The sequence below is a fragment of the Streptomyces sp. NPDC038213 genome (genome assembly GCF_055600495.1).
In genome coordinates, this window is sequence record NZ_JBVJYM010000010.1 from 165,880 (window position 1) to 185,507 (window position 19,628).

Sequence of the window (19,628 nt, forward strand, 5' to 3'; positions counted from 1 at the left end):
GGTCAGGTACCTCGCGAGTTGGAAGTAGGTCGAGATTGCGATGAGCACTCGATGAGTACGCGATGAGTACGCCCATGAAGTAGCGACGGTCCGGCGGTAACCCGGACCTAAAAGGAGCGAAGTGGCTAAGGTCCGGGTATACGAACTCGCCAAGGAGTTCGGAGTGGAGAGCAAGGTCGTCATGGCCAAGCTCCAAGAACTCGGTGAATTCGTCCGTTCGGCGTCCTCGACCATCGAGGCGCCCGTTGTACGCAAGCTGACCGACGCGTTGCAGGGTCCCGGCGGCGCCGGCAAGTCCCCTGCGAAGCCCGGCGCGCCCCGCAAGGCCGCGCCGTCCCCCGCGAAGCCGGCGGCCCCCGCGCCGTCCCCGGCTGCTGCGGCCCGTCCCGCTGCCCCGAAGCCCGGCGCGCCGGTGGCCCCCAAGCCGCCCGTCGCCGAGACTCCGGCAGCCGCCCCGGTGACCCCGGCCGCCTCCGGCCCGCGTCCCGGTCCCAAGCCTCCGGCCCCGAAGCCCGCCCCGGCGGCTCCGGCCCAGCCCGAGTTCACCGCGCCCCCGTCGGCTCCGGCCGCTCCGGCGCGTCCGGCCGCGACCCCGGGTCCGCGTCCCGCGGCCGCCCAGCGTCCGGCCCAGTCCGGCGGCGCCCGTCCCGGCGCCCCGCGTCCGGCCACCCCGGGTGCGCCCGGCGGCCGTCCGCAGGGCGGCGCGCAGGCCCCGCGTCCGGGCGGTGCCCGTCCCGCGGGTCCGCGTCCGGGCAACAACCCCTTCACGTCCGGCGGCTCCACCGGCATGGCGCGCCCGCAGGCGCCCCGTCCCGGCGGCGCGCCGCGTCCCGGCGCCCCCGGCGCCGGCCAGGGCGGCCCGCGTCCGCAGGGCGCCGGCCAGGGCGGTCCCCGTCCCCAGGCCCCGGGCCAGGGCGGCACCCGTCCGTCCCCGGCCGGCATGCCGCGTCCCCAGGGCGGCCCCCGCCCCGGCGGCGCCCCGGGCGGCAACCGCCCGAACCCCGGCATGATGCCGCAGCGTCCGGCTGCCGGCCCCCGCCCCGGCGGCGGCCCCGGCGGCGGTCGTCCCGGTCCCGGCGGCCGCGGCCCCGGTGCCGGCGGCGCCGGCGGTGCGCGTCCCGGCTTCGCCGGCCGTCCGGCCGGTCCCGGCGGCGGCGGTCGTCCCGGTGGCGGCGGCGGCTTCGGCGGCCCGCGTCCCGGTGGTGGCGGCTTCGGCGGCGGTCCCGGTGCGGGCGGCGGCGGTCGTCCCGGCTTCGGCGGCCGTCCCGGCGGCCCCGGTGCCCGTGGCGGCACGCAGGGTGCCTTCGGCCGTCCCGGCGGTCCGGCCCGTCGCGGCCGCAAGTCGAAGCGTCAGAGGCGCCAGGAGTACGAGGCCATGCAGGCCCCGTCCGTGGGCGGCGTGATGCTGCCCCGCGGCAACGGCGAGACCGTTCGCCTGTCGCGCGGTGCGTCCCTCACCGACTTCGCGGAGAAGATCAACGCCAACCCGGCCTCGCTGGTCGCGGTGATGATGAACCTCGGCGAGATGGTGACTGCCACGCAGTCCGTCTCCGACGAGACCCTCCAGCTCCTCGCGGGCGAGATGAACTACCAGGTTCAGATCGTCAGCCCGGAGGAGGAGGACCGCGAGCTCCTCGAGACCTTCGACATCGAGTTCGGCGAGGACGAGGGCGGCGAGGAGTTCCTCATGCCGCGTCCGCCGGTCGTGACCGTCATGGGTCACGTCGACCACGGTAAGACCCGACTCCTCGACGCGATCCGCAAGACCAACGTGGTCGCGGGCGAGGCCGGCGGCATCACCCAGCACATCGGTGCCTACCAGGTCTCCACCGAGGTCAACGACGAAGAGCGCAAGATCACCTTCATCGACACCCCGGGTCACGAGGCGTTCACCGCCATGCGTGCCCGCGGTGCGAAGTCGACCGACATCGCGATCCTCGTGGTGGCGGCCAACGACGGTGTCATGCCGCAGACGATCGAGGCCCTGAACCACGCCAAGGCGGCCAACGTGCCGATCGTGGTCGCGGTCAACAAGATCGACGTCGAGGGTGCCGACCCGGTCAAGGTGCGCGGTCAGCTGACCGAGTACGGCCTGGTGGCCGAGGAGTACGGCGGCGACACCATGTTCGTCGACATCTCCGCCAAGCAGGGTCTGCACATCGACTCCCTGCTGGAGGCCGTCGTCCTCACCGCCGACGCCTCGCTCGACCTGCGGGCCAACCCGGAGCAGGACGCGCAGGGTATTGCGATCGAGTCCCACCTCGACCGCGGCCGCGGTGCCGTCTCCACCGTCCTCGTGCAGCGCGGTACCCTCCGCATCGGCGACACGATGGTCGTCGGCGACGCGTACGGCCGTGTCCGCGCCATGCTCGACGACAAGGGCAACAACGTCGAGGAAGCGGGTCCGTCGACCCCCGTCCTGGTCCTGGGTCTCACCAACGTCCCCGGCGCCGGCGACAACTTCCTCGTCGTGGACGAGGACCGCACGGCCCGCCAGATCGCCGAGAAGCGCGCGGCGCGCGAGCGCAACGCCAACTTCGCCAAGCGCACCCGCCGGGTGTCCCTCGAGGACCTCGACAAGGTGCTCAAGGCCGGTCTGGTCCAGGAACTCAACCTCATCATCAAGGGCGACGCGTCCGGTGCGGTCGAGGCCCTGGAGTCGTCCCTGCTCCAGCTGGACGTCGGCGAAGAGGTCGACATCCGCGTCCTGCACCGCGGTGTCGGTGCGGTCACGGAGTCGGACATCGACCTGGCCATGGGCTCCGACGCCATCGTCATCGGCTACAACGTCCGTGCGGCCGGCCGTGCCGCGCAGATGGCGGAGCGCGAGGGCGTCGACGTCCGGTACTACTCGGTGATCTACCAGGCCATCGAGGAGATCGAGGCGGCCCTGAAGGGTCTCCTGAAGCCCGAGTACGAAGAGGTCGAGCTCGGTACGGCGGAGGTCCGCGAGATCTTCCGCTCGTCCAAGCTGGGCAACATCGCCGGTGTCCTCATCCGCTCCGGCGAGGTCAAGCGCAACACCAAGGCGCGGCTCCTGCGCGATGGCAAGGTCATCGCCGAGAACCTCACCATCTCCGGTCTGCGCCGCTTCAAGGACGACGTCACCGAGATCCGCGAAGGCTTCGAGGGCGGTATCAACCTCGGAAACTTCAACGACATCAAGATCGACGACGTCATCGCGACGTACGAGATGCGCGAGAAGCCCCGCGCGTAAGCGCGTGGCGGTTCGTACCGTGTCGTGACCGGGGCCGGTCGGCGGAATTTCCGTCGATCGGCCCCGGCCGTTGCGTGTACGGTTCTGGTGTCCCTGCCGGGCGCGTGCCCGGCAGGCCACCGAACCCGAACCGGCGGGACATCCGGCACCTGCATGTACGTGGGGACTCTGTCCTTCGACCTGCTCCTCGGCGACGTCCACTCGCTGAAGGAGAAACGCTCCGTCGTCCGGCCCATCGTCGCCGAGCTCCAGCGCAAGTTCTCCGTGAGCGCGGCCGAGGTGGGCGACCAGGACCTCCACAGGAGGGCCCGTATCGGGGTGGCCCTGGTGTCCGGGGACACGGGGTACGTATCGGACGTGCTCGACCGCTGCGAGCGGCTCGTCGCGGCGCGTCCGGAAGTGGAGCTGCTGTCGGTGCGACGGCAGCTCCATGGTGATGAAGACTGACTGCAAGGAAAAGAAGGAGACGGACCAGTGGCCGACAACGCGCGGGCGAAGAAGCTGGCAGACCTCATCCGGGAGGTGGTCGCCCAGAAGCTGCAGCGCGGTATCAAGGACCCGCGCCTGGGCACGCACGTGACGATCACCGACACCCGCGTCACCGGCGACCTGCGGGAGGCCACGGTCTTCTACACGGTCTACGGGGACGACGAGGAGCGGGAGGCCGCGGCCAAGGGGCTGGAGAGCGCCAAGGGCATCCTCCGCTCCGCCGTCGGCCAGGCGGCGGGCATCAAGTTCACGCCCACCCTGACCTTCGTCGCGGACGCCCTCCCGGAGACCGCGAAGAACATCGAGGACCTCCTCGACCAGGTGCGCGCCTCCGACGAGCAGGTCCGCCAGGCCTCCTCCGGGGCCGCCTACGCCGGCGAGGCCGACCCGTACAAGAAGCCGGGCGAGGACGACACCGAAGAATGAGCAGCCAGCGCAACCAGCACCCGAAGCCCCCGGACGGTCTTGTCATCGTCGACAAGCCGTCCGGCTTCACTTCGCACGACGTGGTGGCCAAGATGCGCGGGATCGCCAAGACCCGGCGCGTCGGCCACGCGGGCACGCTCGACCCGATGGCCACGGGCGTGCTCGTCCTCGGCGTGGAGAAGGCCACCAAGCTGCTCGGCCACCTCGCGCTGACCGAGAAGGAGTACCTCGGTACGATCCGCCTCGGCCAGAACACCCTGACGGACGACGCCGAGGGCGAGACCACCTCGTCCGCGGACGCCTCCGGGGTCACCCGCGAGGCCGTGGACGCGGGCATCGCCAAGCTCACCGGCGAGATCATGCAGGTCCCGTCCAAGGTCAGCGCCATCAAGATCGACGGCGTCCGCTCGTACAAGCGGGCCCGCGACGGGGAGGACTTCGAGATCCCCGCCCGCCCGGTGACGATCTCCTCCTTCCAGGTGTACGACATGCGCGAGGCGCAGGCCGAGGACGGCACCCCCGTCGTCGACCTGATCGTCTCCGTGGTCTGCTCCAGCGGTACGTACATCAGGGCCCTCGCCCGCGACCTCGGCGCCGACCTCGGCGTGGGCGGCCACCTGACCGCCCTGCGGCGGACCCGGGTGGGCCCGTACAAGATCGACAAGGCGCGGACCCTGGACCAGCTCCAGGAGGAGCTGACCGTCATGCCGATCGGCGAGGCCGCGGCCGCGGCGTACCCGCGCTGGGACCTCGACGAGAAGCGGGCCCGGCTGCTGGGCAACGGCGTCCGCCTGGAGATGCCCGAGGTGTACGCCTCCGGGACGGTCGCGGTCTACGGCCCCGACGGACGCCTCCTCGCCCTGGTCGAGAGCAAGGGCGGCAAGGCGAAGGCGCTGGCGGTCTTCGTCTGACACCCGTGGAGCGGTGGGGGCACCCCCCAGTGCCTCCCACCGCCCCACGATCCCCCTCCCCCTCGTTCCCCCGTCACGGTGTCTATCCATCCGACACCCGTTATTCACCCGCACGAGCAGGCGCTCGGAGTGAATCGAGGGAGCGCAAGGGGGCGCTTTCGTTTCCGGTGCTTTCCCGCTGATCTTTCCGAGCAGCCTTCCCCCCTACGGGCGCACGGAGGGCTGGGAGGTTCGGTGATGGCGGCGACGGCGGCGCTGGTGAGGATCTGCGATCTCGCCGGGAGGCCGCGCGGCAGCGGGTTCGTGGCGGACGACCGGGGGACCGTCGTCACCAGCCACGCGGCCGTGAACGGGCTGCTCCGGCTGGTCCTGTACGGGGCGGGGGAGCGCAGCTGGCTGGCCGAGGCGGAGGCCATCGTGCCGCTGCCCGAATCCGGGCTCGCGCTGGTGCGCACCGACGGGCTGGGGCTGCGGCCGCTGCCGGTCGCCGCACGCGACCTGCTCGCGCCGGGGACGCGCGTGCGCCTGGCGGTGGCGGCGCAGGCGGGGGCGGGGGCGGAGGGATCGGCGCGGGGGCGCGGCTGGCTGCGGGCCCGGCTGCTCGGCGAGGCGCGCGCCGCCTACGCCGCCGACGACCGCCGTCCGCTGCTCGGCCCCGCGGTCGAGCTCGCCCTCGGCCCGGCCGGCGGCGACCCCCTCGGGCCGGGCGGGGAGGCCGACGGCGGGCCCGTCATCGACGCGGACACCGGCTCGGTGCTGGCCGTCGTGGGCACCGGGCTGCGGGCCGGGCCGCCCGGATCCGCTGCCGCCACGGCCCTCGCCGTACCGCTGCGGGCGGCGGCGGCAGCGGACCCGGGCGGCCCGCTGGCCCTGCTGCTGGCCCGCAACGCGGCGACCGTACCGGGGTACGGCCCGGACCTGAACCTCGCCGGGGTCCTCCAGCTCACCGCCACCGCCCTCGGCTCGGTCGCCGGACCGCGGGCCTGGCGGGAGCCGGTGGAGCGCCCCGAGGCGGCGCGGGAGCTCGACGCGTTCGCGGGGGCGGCGGCGGGCGGCCGGGCCGCGGCGGGGTCCGGCCTGGTCCTCGCGCTGGTCGGCGGGCCCGGTACGGGCCGTACGACCGAACTGGCGGCGCTGGCCGCCCGCCGCGCCGACGTCGCCGAACCCGCCCCCACCCTCTGGCTCCGCGGCTCCGACCTGCACGCGGCGGACTCCTCAGTGGCCGACGCGGTGGTGCGCGCGCTCGAGGCGGCGGGCCGGATCCTGGCGGCAGACGCCGACGCCGTCGGCGCGGACGCGGGCCCCGGCCCGGGGGAGGCCGTGCCGGCGGGGGGTGATGCGGTGGGTGCGGAGGCGTGGGGGGACTCCTGGGGGGCCGGGGAGGTCGGGGGGGCCGGGGAGTCCTGGGGGTCCGGGGAGTTCGGGGTCTCCGGGGCCTCTGGAGACTTCGGGGAGGCGGGGTTCGGCGGGGGTGGGGCGCCGGACGGGGGTTCCGTGCCCGGTGGGGCCGTCGTACCCGAGGGGCTTTCCGTACCCGACGGGCACGGCGTACCGGAGGGGTACGGCGTACCTGAGGGGCACGGCGTACCGGAGGGGTACGGCGTACCCGAACGGCACGGCGTGCCCGACGGGCATCGCGTGTGTGACGGGCTCTCCGTACCCGGCGGTCCCGGTGCGGGGGCCGGGTGCGGGCGGGCGGGGCTCGCCGACCGGGTGGCGGCCCTGGCCGCGGAGGCCGGGCGGCCGCTGCTGGTGCTGCTCGACGGGCCCGAGGAGATGCCGCCCGTCCTCGCCCACCGGCTGGCGCAGTGGACGGAGGGCACCGCGCGGTGGCTGGGAGCCACCGGGGTGCGGATGGCCGTCGCCTGCCGTCCCGAGCACTGGGAGCAGGCCGGGGCGCTCTACCCCCAGCACCTCCTGTACCGGCCGGAGCGCGCCGCCCGGCGGCTTCCGTCCGCCGTCAGGCTCGGCGACCTGCCCCCGGACCAGGCCGCCCGCGCCCGGGCCCGGTACGGGCTGCCGGAGGAGGCCCTGACCGGCGCCGACGCGGCCCATCCGCTGACCCTGCGGCTGCTGGCCGAGATCAGGGCGGCCGAGGTCACGGAGGGCCGCCCCGGCCGGGACGGGGTGTTCGCGGCCCACCTGGACCTGATGTGCCTGCGGATCGCCGTCCGGCTGGCCGCCGGGGCGCCCCGGCCGCCGCGCGGCCCGGCCGTGCGCCGGCTCGCCGCCCTGGTGGCCGGGCAGGTGCACGAGGCGGCGCGGCGCTGCCTGGGACCCGGGCAGGGCGCGCTGGACCGGGAGGCCTTCGAGGAGCTGTTCCCGTGGGGGGCCCTGCCGGGCCGTCGGTACGGGGGGTACGCGGGCTGGGCCCCGGCCGTGCTCACCGAGGGACTGCTCGTTCCGGCGGGTCCGGGGTACCGGTTCGCCCACGAGGAGTTCGGGGACTGGCTCCAGGGGGTCCACCTCGACCTCCCCGCCGCCCTCGACGCGCTCGTGCACAGCCGCCCGGACCCGGCCGCGGAGGAGGCCCGCCTGCCGGTGCCGCGGCACCGGATCGGCCCGGTCCTGGAGGCCCTGAGGCGGGCGGCGGGGGAGACGGGGAGGGCGGGGGCGGAGCCCGGAACGGAACCGCGGCACTCGCGCGCACCCTCCGGCGGGCACCGGGCCGGACATCCGACCGGGCACCCGGCAGGGCCTCCGACCGGGCATCCGGCAGGGCATCCGACGGGCCCTCTGGCCGGGCACCTGACGGGACCCCGTCAGGGACCCTTGACGGGGCACCTGGTCGGGCTGGTGCAGGCCCTGGGGCGGGTGCCGGGCGGGGGCGCGGCGGGTACCGGCGCGGGTGCGGGGGCGCCGTCGGGGCACGGGTCCGGCGGGGAGGCGGCCTGGTGGGCCGCGCGGCTGCTGCGCGAGGTGCTGCTGCACTGCGCGGACGCCGAGCGTCACCTGCCCGCGCTGCACGCGCTGGCCGAGCACGCGGCCCATGCGGGTCCGGGCGGCTTCGGCGGCTGGTTCTGGAACCGGCTCCCCGTCTCCGAGCCCGTCCGCCTCGACCTCCTCCGCCGGCTGCTCCCCTCCGACCCCGTGCCGCCCCCCACCGCGCCGGCGGCGGGGGAGCGGGACCCGGGTACGGGCACGGGCGCGGGCCGGGTGCCCGAGCCCCGGCGGCCCGTCCGCGACGCCCGGTCGGCCGGGCCCGGCGCGGCTCCGTACCCGGCGCCGGAGCCCGGCCACCCGGGCCCCGGTCCCGGCCGGGACGCGGGCGCAGGCGAGGGCGCGGCCGGGGACCGGTACATCGACGCCGCCGCGCGCCGGCTCGTACGGGACCCGCACACCGTGCAGCCCCTGATCTGCCGGTGGTTCGACGACGAGCGCAGGCTGCGCGGGCGGCCCGGGGCCACCGTGGCCACCGCCGCCCAGGCCCTGCTCCACACCCACCGCGGACTCGCGCTCGACGAGCTCACCGAGACCCTCGTCGAACGGGCCCACGCCCGCGCCGACGAGCTGCTGGCCGCCCTCGCCGAGGACGAGCCCGCAGCGCTGTGCCGGGCCGTGGAGCGCTGGTCGCGCGACCCCCGCCCCGAGCGCCGGGTCGCCGCGGCCGCGTACGGGCTCGCCACCGCCCCGCACGCCACCGGTCCCGCCGACCGCGAGCTGCTGCGCCACGCGGCCCTCGCCCTGCTGGCCCGGCCCGGGGACGCGGCCCTGCACGGCGGGGCGCTCGCGGTCCTCGTCCGCGATCCCGCGAGCCGGTCCGCGCACCTCCCCGAGGCCCTGGAGCGGTTCGCGGCCGGTGACCCCCGGCTGTCCGCGGAGGCGCTCGCGGCCGCGCTGCCCACCCACCCCGAGCCGGTGTTCGCCGCCCTGCGGGCCCGGCTGCACGGCGGGGGCGAGGGGGCGGGGGAGGCCGTCGTACGGGCCCTGTCCGGGGTGGCCGGAGCCGGACCCGCGCGGCGGGCGGCCGCGCTCGTGCGGGAGTACCTCGACCTGCGCCCCGCCGAGGGCCCCGCGCACGCCGCGGCCTTCGTGGACCTGCGCCTCGAACAGGGGCCCGCCGCGCGCGCCGAGCTGTTCCCCCTGGTCGTGGGGCTGCTACGGCGTACCGCGGCCGTCCGCCGGGCCCTGGCCCCGGTGCTCGCGGCCCCCGGCACCGACCGCTCGCGCGCCCTGCGGGCGGAGCTCCTGGAGCTGCTGCTCGACAGCGAGGACCACCGCGAGGTGCTGGACGCCGTCCTGGGCGCCGCGGCCCGCGGGGCGGCGGTCCGCGGGCCGGAGCCGACCCGGGACCTGGTCCTGCGCACCGGCCGCGGCCTGCTGCGCACGCCCGAGGGCGCGGCCCTGCTGGACCGGCGGGTGGTCGAGCTGGCGGGGGACGTACCGGGCTTCGCCGCGCTGGCCGCGTCCTGGCTCGCCGGGGAACCGGAGGTGTGGGCCGCCCTGCTGGGGCCCAGTGCGCGCCGGACGGTCGCCTGCCTGGGCGGGCCCGGCGGGGTCGGCGGGGCCTTCGCGACGGGCGGGCCGGCGGGTCCGGCGGGTGCGCCCGGATCGGACCGCACGGGTGACCGCGGAGCCGCGGAGCGGGACGGTTGGCCCGATGCCGATGCGGGCCGGGGACCATGGGCATGGCAGTCTTAGTCCTGCGTAATCACGCCAAACGCGGTTGCGCACAAGGTCACCTACAGGGTTCGGGCGAGGAGCGGTCACAGTGCAGCGCTGGCGTGGCTTGGAGGACATCCCCCAGGACTGGGGGCGCAGCGTCGTCACCATCGGCTCGTACGACGGCGTGCACCGCGGCCACCAGCTGATCATCGGCCGGGCCGTGGCCCGCGCCCGCGAGCTGGGCCTGCCGGCCGTCGTGGTCACCTTCGACCCGCACCCCAGCGAGGTCGTCCGGCCGGGCACCCACCCGCCGCTGCTCGCCCCGCACCACCGCCGGTCCGAGCTGATGGCCGAGCTCGGCGTGGACGCGGTGCTGGTACTGCCGTTCACCGCGGAGTTCTCGCAGCTGTCCCCGGCCGAGTTCATCGTGAAGGTGCTGGTCGAGGCCCTGCACGCCAAGGCCGTCATCGAGGGCCCGAACTTCCGCTTCGGCCACCGGGCCGCGGGCAACACCGCGTTCCTCGCCGAGCAGGGCCGGACCTACGACTACGAGGTCGAGGTCGTGGACCTGTACGTGCGCGGCGAGGCGGGCGGCGGAGAGCCCTTCTCCTCCACGCTCACCCGCCGGCTGGTCGCCGAGGGCGATGTCGAGGGCGCGGGCGAGATCCTCGGACGGCCGCACCGGGTCGAGGGCATCGTGGTGCGCGGCGCGCAGCGCGGCCGCGAACTGGGCTACCCGACCGCCAACGTCGAGACCCTGCCGCACACCGCCATCCCCGCCGACGGGGTGTACGCGGGCTGGCTGACGGCGGACGGCGAGCGGATGCCGGCGGCCATCTCGGTGGGGACGAACCCGCAGTTCGACGGCAAGGAGCGGACGGTAGAGGCCTACGCCATCGACCGCGTCGGCCTCGACCTGTACGGGCTGCACGTGTCGGTGGACTTCCTCGCCTACGTGCGCGGGATGGCGAAGTTCGAGTCCCTGGACGGGCTGCTGGAGGCCATCGCCGACGACGTGAAGCGCTCGCGCGCGCTGACGGAGGCCTACGACTCGGGCCGGTAGGGCACGGCCGGGCGGCCCGGTCCGCCCGTCGGGCGTTCCGGGGCTCCGGGGCGTTTCGGATCGTACGGAGGGCCCGTACCGCCCGGGGGCGGTACGGGCCCTCCCGTGTGTCAGCGCGGGGGGTGGTGCGGGGGCTGCGGTGCGGGGTGCGGGGGCTGGGGGGCCTGCTGGGGCCGGCCCTGGCCCGGCACCGGAGGCGCGTACGGGCCGGGGGCGGGGGGCTGCTGGTGGTGCGGCGGCGGGGCCTGGGGCGGCGGGGCCTGCTGGTGCCACGGGTTCGGCTGTGCGTTCTGCTGCGCGTGCGGCTGCGGATGTCCCCACGGAGCCTGCGCAGCGGCCTGCTGGGCCCGTACGAAGTCCTGGGCCACCAGGGTCGCGAGGTGGAAGTACGCCTCGCGGGTCTTCGGCCGCATCATGTCGAGGTCGACCTCCGCGCCCGCCGCGAGGTGCTCGTCGAACGGGACCACGACCACCCCGCGGCACCGGGTCTCGAAGTGCTGCACGATGTCGTCGACCTTGATCAGCTTCCCGGTCTCGCGGACCCCGGAGATCACGGTGAGGGAGCGGGCGACCAGGTCGGCGTACCCGTTGGCGGAGAGCCAGTCGAGCGTGGTGCTCGCACTGCTCGCCCCGTCCACGGACGGCGTGGAGATGATGATCAGCTGGTCGGCCAGGTCGAGCACCCCGCGCATGGCGGAGTACAGCAGTCCGGTGCCCGAGTCGGTCAGGATGATCGGGTACTGCCTGCCGAGGGTGTCGATCGCGCGCCGGTAGTCCTCGTCGTTGAACGTGGTGGACACGGCCGGGTCCACGTCGTTCGCGATGATCTCCAGACCCGACGGCGCCTGCGAGGTGAACCGGCGGATGTCCATGTACGAGTGGAGGTACGGGATCGCCTGCACCAGGTCGCGGATGGTGGCCCCGGTCTCGCGGCGCACGCGGCGGCCGAGGGTGCCGGCGTCCGGGTTCGCGTCGATGGCCAGGATCTTGTCCTGGCGCTCGGTGGCGAGGGTGGCGCCGAGCGCCGTGGTGGTCGTGGTCTTGCCGACCCCGCCCTTCAGGCTGATCACGGCGATGCGGTAGCAGGAGGTCACCGGGGTGCGGATGAGTTCCAGCCTGCGCTGGCGCTCCGCCTCGGCCGCCCGGCCCCCGAAGCGGAAGAGGCCGCCCCCGCCGCCGGGGGCGCCGCGGTTGCCCTTCGGCTTCTGCCTGGTGCGCAGCAGCCGCTCCGAGGACAGTTCGACGGCTGCCGTGTACCCGAGCGGCGCACCGCCGCCCGGCGCCGGCCGCTGCCGCGGATCGTGCGCGACGGGGCCGGGGTGGGGGTGCGGCTGGGGGTGGGCGTGGGAACCGGGCCACTGGGCGCCGGCCCGCGGGTCGGTCTGGGGAGCCGGGTGGGGCGCGGGATACGGGGGCTGCGGGGCCGGCAGGGGGTGCGCGGGGGGTCCGTAGGGGCCGGCTGCCGGGGGGAGGGGCGCGGGCGGTTCACCCGTACCGGTGGCCGGGGCGGCCGGGGGGCGTTGACCCGGGGCGGGCACCGGGGGGATCCGCGGGGTGGACGGGGAGCGGGGTGGCGGCGCGTCGAGGGGCGGGGGGTCGGGGAGCGGGGCCGCGATCCGGGTGTCGGCGGCCGGGGGCGGGAGGGGGGTCCCGTCCGCCTCCTGCCGTACTTGGGGGTCGGCGCCCGCGGCCGTGACCGCGTGCGCGTCCGTGTCCGCATTCGCCTGGGCGTCCGTACCCGTGTCCGCGTCCGCTTCCGCAGGCGCGTTGCCGGGTGCGGAAGCGGGTGCGGGTACCGGGGTCGGTGTCGGCGCCGGTGCGGCGGAGTACGGGGTGGCGGCCGGGTCGGGCTGCGCGGGTGCCGGTGCCGGTGCGGCCTCCGGTACGGGTACAGCCGCGGGTGTCGGTGTCGGCGCCGCTGCCGGTACGGGCGCAGCCGGGTACGGCGGCGGGCCCGGGGTCTGGGAGCCGGGGGGAGGGCTGGTCCAGTGCTCGAAACCGCTGTTCGGCGGCAGTCCCGGGATCACGGGGGCCGGGCTCCCGGGGGCGGCCGCGCTGCCCTGCACGTACCAGGCCGGAGGGGTGTAGTCGATGGTGAACTCGCCCGTCAGTTCGGGGTCCGCGTCGGACTGATCGTCCGTCGGGGCGTCCCACTCCCCGCCGCGGCTCTCGTTCCGATCGCCGTTCACTGGTCCTCCTGGTGTCTCGCGTACCGGCGCCCCGCACCGGGCGGCACGCCCACCGTCAGCCTAATCGCGCCGCCGCCCGCACCGGCCCCGGTCCGGCAGACGGGCCCCTGTTCCCCGCGGGCCGCCCAGCGGACTCCCGGGCACTCCGGAGGGGACCGCCTAGTCGATCCGGCGGGCCGGGCCCAGGAGGCCCGATTCGGCCTCCGTGGCCCGGGTCATGACGAACTGTCGGTCGCGGCCCGCGGTCCAGAGGGTGACCCCGTCGCCCAGGGTGGGGAGGGCGTCGACCGTGGGCCGGGGGAGGGCCAGCAGACGGCCCAGCCGCTCCGCCTCGTCCGGGGAGACGCGCTGGACGCCCACCAGGGCCGACTGCTCCAGGAGGCGGGGGGCCGCCGGGCTCAGGAAGGGCAGCAGGGTGAGGACCGACTGCCAGGGGCCCGCCACCACGCGCCCGCGCGGCGGGCGCATCCCGCAGTCGCGGACGACCAGCACGGGGCTGCCCGCGGAGGCGCCCTGCGGGGGTACGCGGCCCACCTCGTGCAGGGTCACGCACGGCTGTCCGCCGCCCGCGGCCTGCGCCAGAGCCGTCCACACCGGGGCGCGGCCCGTCTCCACCGCCACCCGGGCGCCGGTGGCAGCCGCGCGCAGGGCCAGTACCTGGGCGGTCCACAGGCCGCCGATGAGCGTGATCTCGTACGGGGTCGGGCGGTGGACGCCCAGCACCGCGGGACGGCCCTCCGCGTCCACCCCGGCCACGACGCCGTCGTCGGCCAAGGGCAGCGCGAGGGAGTCCAGTTCGGCCGCGGAGAGGGTGTGGCGCCCGCGGCGCGGGCCCGGCAGGCCGTAGCCGAGGCGGAAGCGGGCCCGGCGGGCGGCGGGGGCCGGGGCTCCGCCGGTCGCGGGAACGGAATCAGAGGCGGAGGCGGAGGCTGATACGGGCCGGGAAGCGGATGGGGACGAGGGAGAGGATCCGGACGAGGAAGGGGAAGCGGAAGAGGTGCGGAAGCCCATCAGCGTGCGCCCCCCAGCGGGAGCGTGGCCAGCACGCCCGGGAGCTGTTCGCGGTCCAGCCGGACCAGCCCCGTCTTCACGCCGCGCGCCGTCCGCTCCAGTTCGCGGCGGGCCGCGACGAGTTCCTCGTCGCTGCGCCCGGTGATGCGTACGTGCCCCGTCACCGCCACCTCCTGCCGTTCGCCCGCCGCCAGCGTCAGGCTGAAGTTCGTGGCCAGCGCCGGGACCGAGGTCAGCAGCGCCGCGAACTGCGGCAGCGGGGCCGCCGCGCCGCCCAGCCGGGGCCAGCGCGCGATCCAGTACGTCGTATGCCGGCGGTCGTCGCAGCGCCAGGTCCGGGCCGTCTCCTGCGTGCGCCGCCCCGCCGTGCCCGAGCGGCCCGCCTGGGTGATCGCCATCGGGTTGGCGCAGGTCGAGGTGGCCAGGGCCGCCGTCAGCTCCTGCTCGGTGAGGACCGAGGCCCGGAATCCGGCCCCCGCCAGCCGGCTCGCCAGCTGGTCCGCGACCCGCACCAGGCAGCGCTGCGCCCCCGCCTGCCCGCCGCCGCGCGCCGCGACGGCCTCCGGGCACAGCTCGGGGTCCAGCTTGAGGGCGATCCACGTGAGGCGCACGGCGGGCGTGCCCGTACGGGCCTGCAGCGGGGCGTAGTTGCGCGCGGCCACCGACTGCGGCGGCAGGTGCGGGGCGGGCGCGGGCTGGGTGTGCTGCACGATCTGCGCGGACTCCAGCCGGATCCCGTCCACCGCGAGCACCCCGCGCACCAGCCCCAACGGCAGCGGCCGCGCGCCCCGTTCGGCCCGCAGCGCCGCCGCGTCGGCGTCCACCTGCACCAGCGCCGTCAGGAAGGTGCCGTCGCCGATCATTCCGACGGGCCGCCGCTCCCGGTCGCTGAAGGTGTACGTGCGCAGGGCCGGATCGCACTCCACCACCGGCGCGAGCCCCGGCTCGGTGCCCGGGGGCACGTCGAACCCGCCCGCGCGCCGCCGCCGCGCCCGGAATCCCAGGACGGAGCCCAGCCAGTCGGGCAGCGAGCGCTGGTGGCGGCGGACCACCGCGAGCAGCAGGAGCACCACGGCCGCCGCTCCCGCGGGCACCATGAGCAGGGTGTCCACCGCGGCGGCGGCGAGCAGCAGGGCCGCGGCGAGCTGGAGGAAGACGGCCTGCTGGAGCCGGAAGGGGCCGATCCGTCCGGGCACGGGCCTCGGACGGGGCGTCACGCCCTCGCGGGCCGGCCGGGAGGCCGCGGCCCCCGCCGCCGGTGCGCCCCCGGCCTCCGCAGGGGTCCCGGCGGACCGCGGCGGCGCGGCGGTGCCCCTGCCCGTACCCCTGCCCATCGGCGCACACCCCTTTCCTTCGCGTTGCCCTCCCGCGGCGGTCCGCGGTCCCCGCGGCACCCGGGCCGCGGCCCCGAACTCCGCCTGAAGCGCGGCCCGGAGGGCTCGGCGCCGGGCAAACACCGCCCGCGGGGCGGCAGTCGGCGGCGGGCCGACCGGTCACCCTACCCGGCACGCAGGGGGCCGGGGCCAACGGGCATAGTAGGTTGCCGGTTCCGGCAGGCAGGCCGGACGAGCAGGGCCCGGGAACCGTCCCCACCGACCGGGCCGTACGGGGAGAAGCAGGCGGTCATGGCATCACGGCGCGACGAGCTCAACGCGTACACCTTCGCGAAGCGGCGGACGGTGGCCGCGTTCCTCCAGCCCTCCGCCACCGGCAGCGAGGAGGGCGCCCCGCGCCCGCTGCGGGCCGTGGTCCCCGGGCTGGTCGCCGGGGCGCTGCTGCTCGCCGGGTTCGGCGCGTGGGGCATGTTCAGCCCCACGGCGCCCAGGGGCTGGGACGCGGCGGGCGCCAAGGTGATCGTCGGCAAGGAGTCGACCACGCGGTACGTGGTCCTCGACACCGGCGGCAGGCCGCGCCTGCACCCCGTGCTGAACCTGGCCTCCGCCCGGCTCGTGCTGGACCCCCGGCGGTTCGACGTGGTCCACGTCGCGGACGAGGTCCTCGATGCGGGCAGGCCCCCGCGCGGTCCCATCATCGGCATCCCGTACGCCCCCGACCGGCTGCCCTCCGCGAAGGACGCCGGCACCGCCAAGCGCTGGGCGGTCTGCCAGCGGCCCGGCGGCAGGGGCGGGCGCAGCGCCCGCGCGGTGCAGACCGCCGTCTTCGTGCTCGCGGGCCGCGAGGCCGCGCCCACCGACGGCCCCCGCCGGCTGCGCGGCGACCAGGTGCTGTACGTGCAGGGCCCCGACAGGGTGCACTACCTGGTGGACCGGGCCGGGACCAAGTACCCCGTCGGCGGGGCGCGCAAGCACCGCGAGATCCTCCTCGACGCCCTTGTGGGCAACGGGCAGCCCCAGCAGGTCACCGCCGAGTGGCTGGCGGCCCTCCCCACCGGCACGACCCTCGCCTTCCCCCGGCTGCCCGGCACCCCGGGCGCCGACGCGCAGGTGCCCGGCCTCGCCGCCGCCGACAACCGCGTCGGCATGGTCCTGCGCGCCGGCACCGGATCCGGCCCCCAGCACTACGTGGTCCTGCCCGGAGCCGTCCGCGAGGTCTCGGCCTTCACCGCCTGGCTGCTCATCCACGCGCCCGACAGCGGGGGCCTCGACATGAACGGCCGCCCCCGCGAGGTGGACCGCCAGTCCCTCGACCCGGAGCGCACCCCCTTCGCCGGGCGGGCCCGCTGGCCGCAGCAGCGAACCGAACAGGTCAACCACGCCGCCGGTGCCTCCGGCCCGGCGGCCCGCGACACCGTCTGCGCCGTCCTGCACGGCGTCGACCCCCGGGGCCGGGCGAGCCTGGGCACCTGGGCGGGCGCCGGCTATCCCGCCGACATCACCGCCACCGGCAGCAGCACCTACGTCACCCCGGGCACCGGCCTGCTCTACACCCAGGTCCGGGGCAGCAGCCCGGACGGCTCCCTCTTCCTGCTCACCGACACCGGCCTGCGGTACGCCGTCCAGGCCAACGGGGACAGCGACGCGGGCCGCTCGGAGATCGGCGCCGCGGCCGCCGGGCCCGGCCCCGACGGCCGCCCCGAGCCGAGCCGGGCGCAGGTCCGGCTCGGCTACGGCGAGACCGTGCCGGTGCCCGTGCCCCTCGCCTGGTCGGAGTTCCTGTCGAAGGGCCCCCGGCTGGACACCAACGCGGCCCGCCAGCCGCAGGGCTCGTGAGCCCCACGGGGTCCGCGGGGACGCCGTACCCGGTGCCCCGGCCCCGGACCGGCCCCCGGCCCCGCGCGCTGCGCGCCCGTACCGCGGCCCTGCTCCTGGCCTGCCTCGCCCCCGCCGCCGCGCTCCCGGCCGCGGCCGGGCCCGCCGCGGCCGCCGGCTCCGGCTCCGGCGCCTGCACCTTCCCCATGAAGGAGCAGACGGCGGGCCGCCCCTGGGCCCTGCAGCGGGTGCTCCTCGACGAGCTGTGGCAGCACACCCGGGGCAAGGGGGTCCGCGTGGCCGTCATCGACACGGGCGTGGACCGGGTCAACCCGCAGCTGCGCGGGGCCGTGGACGCCTCCGCGGGCCGCGACTTCCTCGAACCGTCCAAGGACGGCACGGAGGACCGCGCGGGCCACGGAACCAAGGTCGCCGGGGTGATCGCCGCCCGCCCCCGCGCGGGCACCGGCTTCGTCGGACTGGCCCCCGAGGCGACGATCATCCCCATCCGCCACAACGACGAGCGCAGCAGCGGGACCGCCGAGACCATGGCCGCGGCCATCGACCACGCGGTCGCGCAGAAGGCGGACGTCGTCAACATCTCCCAGGACACCCCGGAGCCGCTGGCCCCGAGCTCCCGCCTGGCCCGCGCCGTCCGGGACGCCCTCGCGCAGGGTGTGGTGATCGTTGCCTCCGCGGGCAACGACGGGCTCGACGGGGAGCAGAAGAAGACCTACCCCGCCGCCTTCGAGGGCGTCCTCGCCGTGGCCGCCTCCGACCGCACCAACGAGCGCGCCGAGTTCTCCCAGCCGGGCGGCTTCGTCGGGGTCGCGGCCCCCGGCGTGGACATCGTCTCGACCGTCCCCGGCAACGGGCAGTGCGTGGACAGCGGCACCAGCTTCTCCGCCCCGTACGCCGCCGCCGTCGCCGCCCTGCTGCGGGCCAGGCACCCGGACTGGACCCCCCGCCAGATCGTCACCCAGATCGAGCAGACGGCTGAGCGCCGGGTCAACGGCCGCGACCGCTTCGTCGGCTGGGGCGTCGTGGACCCCGTACGGGCCCTCACGGAGGACCAGACCCCCAAGGAGGCCCCGAGGGCCGACCCGGGACCGCCCGCGGCCGCCGCCCCGGACGCGGCGCCCCTCCCGGCGGGGGAGACCCCCCGCGAGCGCGACCAGCGGTACGCCGTCCACGCCGTCCTCGCCGCCGCCGTCCTGCTCGCGGTGACCGCCGTCGCCGCCGTCGCCCTGCGCGACCGCCGGGCCCGGCGGGGCCGCCGCGGCGGCCCGCTTTGCAGTCGTTGAAGTACGCCTTTGCCGAGGGCACTTGCCGGGAGCACAGGCTGAAGTGGCTAGAGTGTCAAGGGACTTCACAAGTGTGATGACGGGAGAGAACCGAGATGGCGATGAACCTCCAAGTCGACGACGTCAGGAAGCAACAGCTCGCGGGGGAGATCAACGCGTACCACACGGAGCTCTCCACCCGGATCAACTCCCTGAACGACGTGGTCGACCGGATCCAGGCGGGCTGGAAGGGCGCCGCGAGCCAGGAGTACGACCTGCTCCAGCGCGGGGTCAACGAGCACCTGGCCAAGATCAAGAACAAGCTCGTCGAGCTCGAGGAGGCCATGCGCATGAGCGTCAAGGGCTTCACCGCCGAGGAGCAGGACCGCATCGCGGAGATCCGCAGGGTCGGCGCCGGCAGCGGCGGCAACAGCAGCGCCATCCTCGACATGTGACGGCCGGGCCCGGCCCGCCGCCCGCCCCACGACGCCCGAGCGCGACGCTCGAACCAACGGGAGAACACCGACATGTCCCTCGCAGTCAACTACGACACCGTGGCCACCGCGGCCGACGACGTGCGCCGCACCGCCCACAAGCTCACCCAGGAGCTCGACCAGCTGATGTCCCAGGTCAACGAGGTCGCGCAGTCCTGGGAGGGCGAGGCGAAGACCGCGTACATCGACATCCAGCTGACCGTCGCCACCGAGATGGCGGGCATGAACGGCAAGCTCGGCGACATCGCCAACCTGCTCGACAGCTCCCTCGCGGGCTACCAGGACACGGACAAGGGCAACGCCGCCCGCTTCCGCATGGTCTGAACCGCAGGACCGGCCGGGCGGACCGCCGCCCGCACCCCGGCCGGTACGCACGGGGGCCCGGTACGCACACCGCGTACCGGGCCCCCGCGCACGTCGTGCCGGGGCAGGCCCGGCCCCGGGGCGCCCCCGCCTACCTGAGGTCGAACTCCCCGTCCCGCGCGCCCAGGACGAAGGCCGTCCACTCCGCCTCGGTGTACCGCAGCACCGTCTCCGGGTCCAGCGAGGACCGCATCGCCACGGCCCCGCCCGGCAGGTGGGCGATCTCCACCCGCTCCTCGTGGTCCTCCGTCCCCGGAGCGCTGAGCCACTCGGCCCCGGAGATGTCCAGGGCGTACAGCTCGTCCTTCTCGCGTGCGTCAGACATCAGCGGTTTCCCTTCGGAGGTGCGGGCAGTGCAGGCCGATCTGCGGGTCCCGGTACCAACGGCCCCTTCCGGCATCGTACTTGCCCGCCCCGCCCGGACACCC

The 19,628-nt window shown here is 76.1% G+C and carries 14 protein-coding genes; 10 read left to right on the plus strand and 4 right to left on the minus strand.

Annotation, left to right across the window (positions count from 1 at the left end):
- Positions 1-121: 121 nt before the first annotated feature.
- The 6 genes from infB to ACZ7JZ_RS17620 all read left to right on the plus strand — a co-directional run bounded on the left by infB (position 122) and on the right by ACZ7JZ_RS17620 (position 10,711).
- Positions 122-3,217 (plus strand): translation initiation factor IF-2, encoded by a 3,096-nt coding sequence (gene infB / locus ACZ7JZ_RS17595; RefSeq protein WP_470939678.1) that lies wholly within the window; start codon positions 122-124, stop codon positions 3,215-3,217.
- Between the two features lie 153 nt (positions 3,218-3,370).
- Entirely contained in the window at positions 3,371-3,664 is a 294-nt protein-coding gene (locus tag ACZ7JZ_RS17600; protein WP_470939681.1) for a DUF503 domain-containing protein, read from the plus strand.
- A gap of 27 nt (positions 3,665-3,691) precedes the next feature.
- A complete protein-coding gene (gene rbfA, locus ACZ7JZ_RS17605) occupies positions 3,692-4,132 on the plus strand; it encodes a 30S ribosome-binding factor RbfA (RefSeq protein ID WP_470939684.1) in 441 nt (146 codons plus the stop codon).
- Positions 4,129-5,043 carry a tRNA pseudouridine(55) synthase TruB gene (truB, locus tag ACZ7JZ_RS17610; RefSeq protein ID WP_470939687.1) on the plus strand — a complete coding sequence of 305 codons (915 nt, stop codon included), beginning with the start codon at positions 4,129-4,131 and terminating at the stop codon, positions 5,041-5,043. Before rbfA ends, truB begins: the two co-directional genes overlap by 4 nt.
- 237 nt (positions 5,044-5,280) lie before the next feature.
- Positions 5,281-9,684, plus strand: coding sequence for a serine protease (locus ACZ7JZ_RS17615; RefSeq protein ID WP_470939690.1), 4,404 nt, complete (start codon positions 5,281-5,283; stop codon positions 9,682-9,684).
- A gap of 70 nt (positions 9,685-9,754) precedes the next feature.
- Positions 9,755-10,711, plus strand: coding sequence for a bifunctional riboflavin kinase/FAD synthetase (locus tag ACZ7JZ_RS17620; RefSeq protein ID WP_470939693.1), 957 nt, complete (start codon positions 9,755-9,757; stop codon positions 10,709-10,711).
- Positions 10,712-10,821: 110 nt separating this feature from the next.
- Here ACZ7JZ_RS17620 and ACZ7JZ_RS17625 read toward each other — a convergent pair whose 3' ends face one another.
- From ACZ7JZ_RS17625 to eccE, 3 genes are all read right to left on the minus strand, one after another.
- Entirely contained in the window at positions 10,822-12,900 is a 2,079-nt protein-coding gene (locus ACZ7JZ_RS17625) for an SCO5717 family growth-regulating ATPase (RefSeq protein ID WP_470939696.1), read from the minus strand.
- A 159-nt stretch (positions 12,901-13,059) separates the two neighbouring features.
- The gene (locus ACZ7JZ_RS17630) at positions 13,060-13,911 is read right to left on the minus strand and encodes a hypothetical protein (protein WP_470939699.1); all 852 of its coding nucleotides are present in this window, start codon (positions 13,909-13,911) and stop codon (positions 13,060-13,062) included.
- Positions 13,911-15,245, minus strand: a complete 1,335-nt coding sequence (eccE, locus tag ACZ7JZ_RS17635) for a type VII secretion protein EccE (RefSeq protein ID WP_470939702.1) — start codon at positions 15,243-15,245, stop codon at positions 13,911-13,913. Before eccE ends, ACZ7JZ_RS17630 begins: the two co-directional genes overlap by 1 nt.
- A 291-nt stretch (positions 15,246-15,536) precedes the next feature.
- Between eccE and eccB the strand changes: the two genes are divergently transcribed.
- From eccB to ACZ7JZ_RS17655, 4 genes are all read left to right on the plus strand, one after another.
- A complete protein-coding gene (eccB, locus tag ACZ7JZ_RS17640) occupies positions 15,537-17,081 on the plus strand; it encodes a type VII secretion protein EccB (protein ID WP_470939705.1) in 1,545 nt (514 codons plus the stop codon).
- A 32-nt stretch (positions 17,082-17,113) separates the two neighbouring features.
- Positions 17,114-18,364, plus strand: a complete 1,251-nt coding sequence (mycP, locus tag ACZ7JZ_RS17645; RefSeq protein ID WP_470939708.1) for a type VII secretion-associated serine protease mycosin — start codon at positions 17,114-17,116, stop codon at positions 18,362-18,364.
- Positions 18,365-18,459: 95 nt separating this feature from the next.
- Positions 18,460-18,798 (plus strand): WXG100 family type VII secretion target, encoded by a 339-nt coding sequence (locus ACZ7JZ_RS17650; protein ID WP_470939711.1) that lies wholly within the window; start codon positions 18,460-18,462, stop codon positions 18,796-18,798.
- Between the two features lie 72 nt (positions 18,799-18,870).
- Entirely contained in the window at positions 18,871-19,161 is a 291-nt protein-coding gene (locus tag ACZ7JZ_RS17655; RefSeq protein ID WP_470939714.1) for a WXG100 family type VII secretion target, read from the plus strand.
- 130 nt (positions 19,162-19,291) lie between these two features.
- Here ACZ7JZ_RS17655 and ACZ7JZ_RS17660 read toward each other — a convergent pair whose 3' ends face one another.
- Positions 19,292-19,525, minus strand: coding sequence for a DUF397 domain-containing protein (locus ACZ7JZ_RS17660; protein ID WP_470939717.1), 234 nt, complete (start codon positions 19,523-19,525; stop codon positions 19,292-19,294).
- Between the last annotated feature and the right edge of the window lie 103 nt (positions 19,526-19,628).

Excerpts from the sequence above, each read along its gene's own strand:
- ACZ7JZ_RS17600 (WP_470939681.1), top strand. The coding sequence starts at position 3,371 with ATGTACGTGGGGACTCTGTCCTTCGACCTGCTCCTCGGCGACGTCCAC.
- truB (WP_470939687.1), top strand. The coding sequence starts at position 4,129 with ATGAGCAGCCAGCGCAACCAGCACCCGAAGCCCCCGGACGGTCTTGTC.
- ACZ7JZ_RS17615 (WP_470939690.1), top strand. The coding sequence starts at position 5,281 with ATGGCGGCGACGGCGGCGCTGGTGAGGATCTGCGATCTCGCCGGGAGG.
- ACZ7JZ_RS17630 (WP_470939699.1), bottom strand. The coding sequence starts at position 13,911 with ATGGGCTTCCGCACCTCTTCCGCTTCCCCTTCCTCGTCCGGATCCTCT.
- eccE (WP_470939702.1), bottom strand. The coding sequence starts at position 15,245 with ATGGGCAGGGGTACGGGCAGGGGCACCGCCGCGCCGCCGCGGTCCGCC.
- eccB (WP_470939705.1), top strand. The coding sequence starts at position 15,537 with ATGGCATCACGGCGCGACGAGCTCAACGCGTACACCTTCGCGAAGCGG.
- ACZ7JZ_RS17650 (WP_470939711.1), top strand. The coding sequence starts at position 18,460 with ATGGCGATGAACCTCCAAGTCGACGACGTCAGGAAGCAACAGCTCGCG.
- ACZ7JZ_RS17655 (WP_470939714.1), top strand. The coding sequence starts at position 18,871 with ATGTCCCTCGCAGTCAACTACGACACCGTGGCCACCGCGGCCGACGAC.
- ACZ7JZ_RS17660 (WP_470939717.1), bottom strand. The coding sequence starts at position 19,525 with ATGTCTGACGCACGCGAGAAGGACGAGCTGTACGCCCTGGACATCTCC.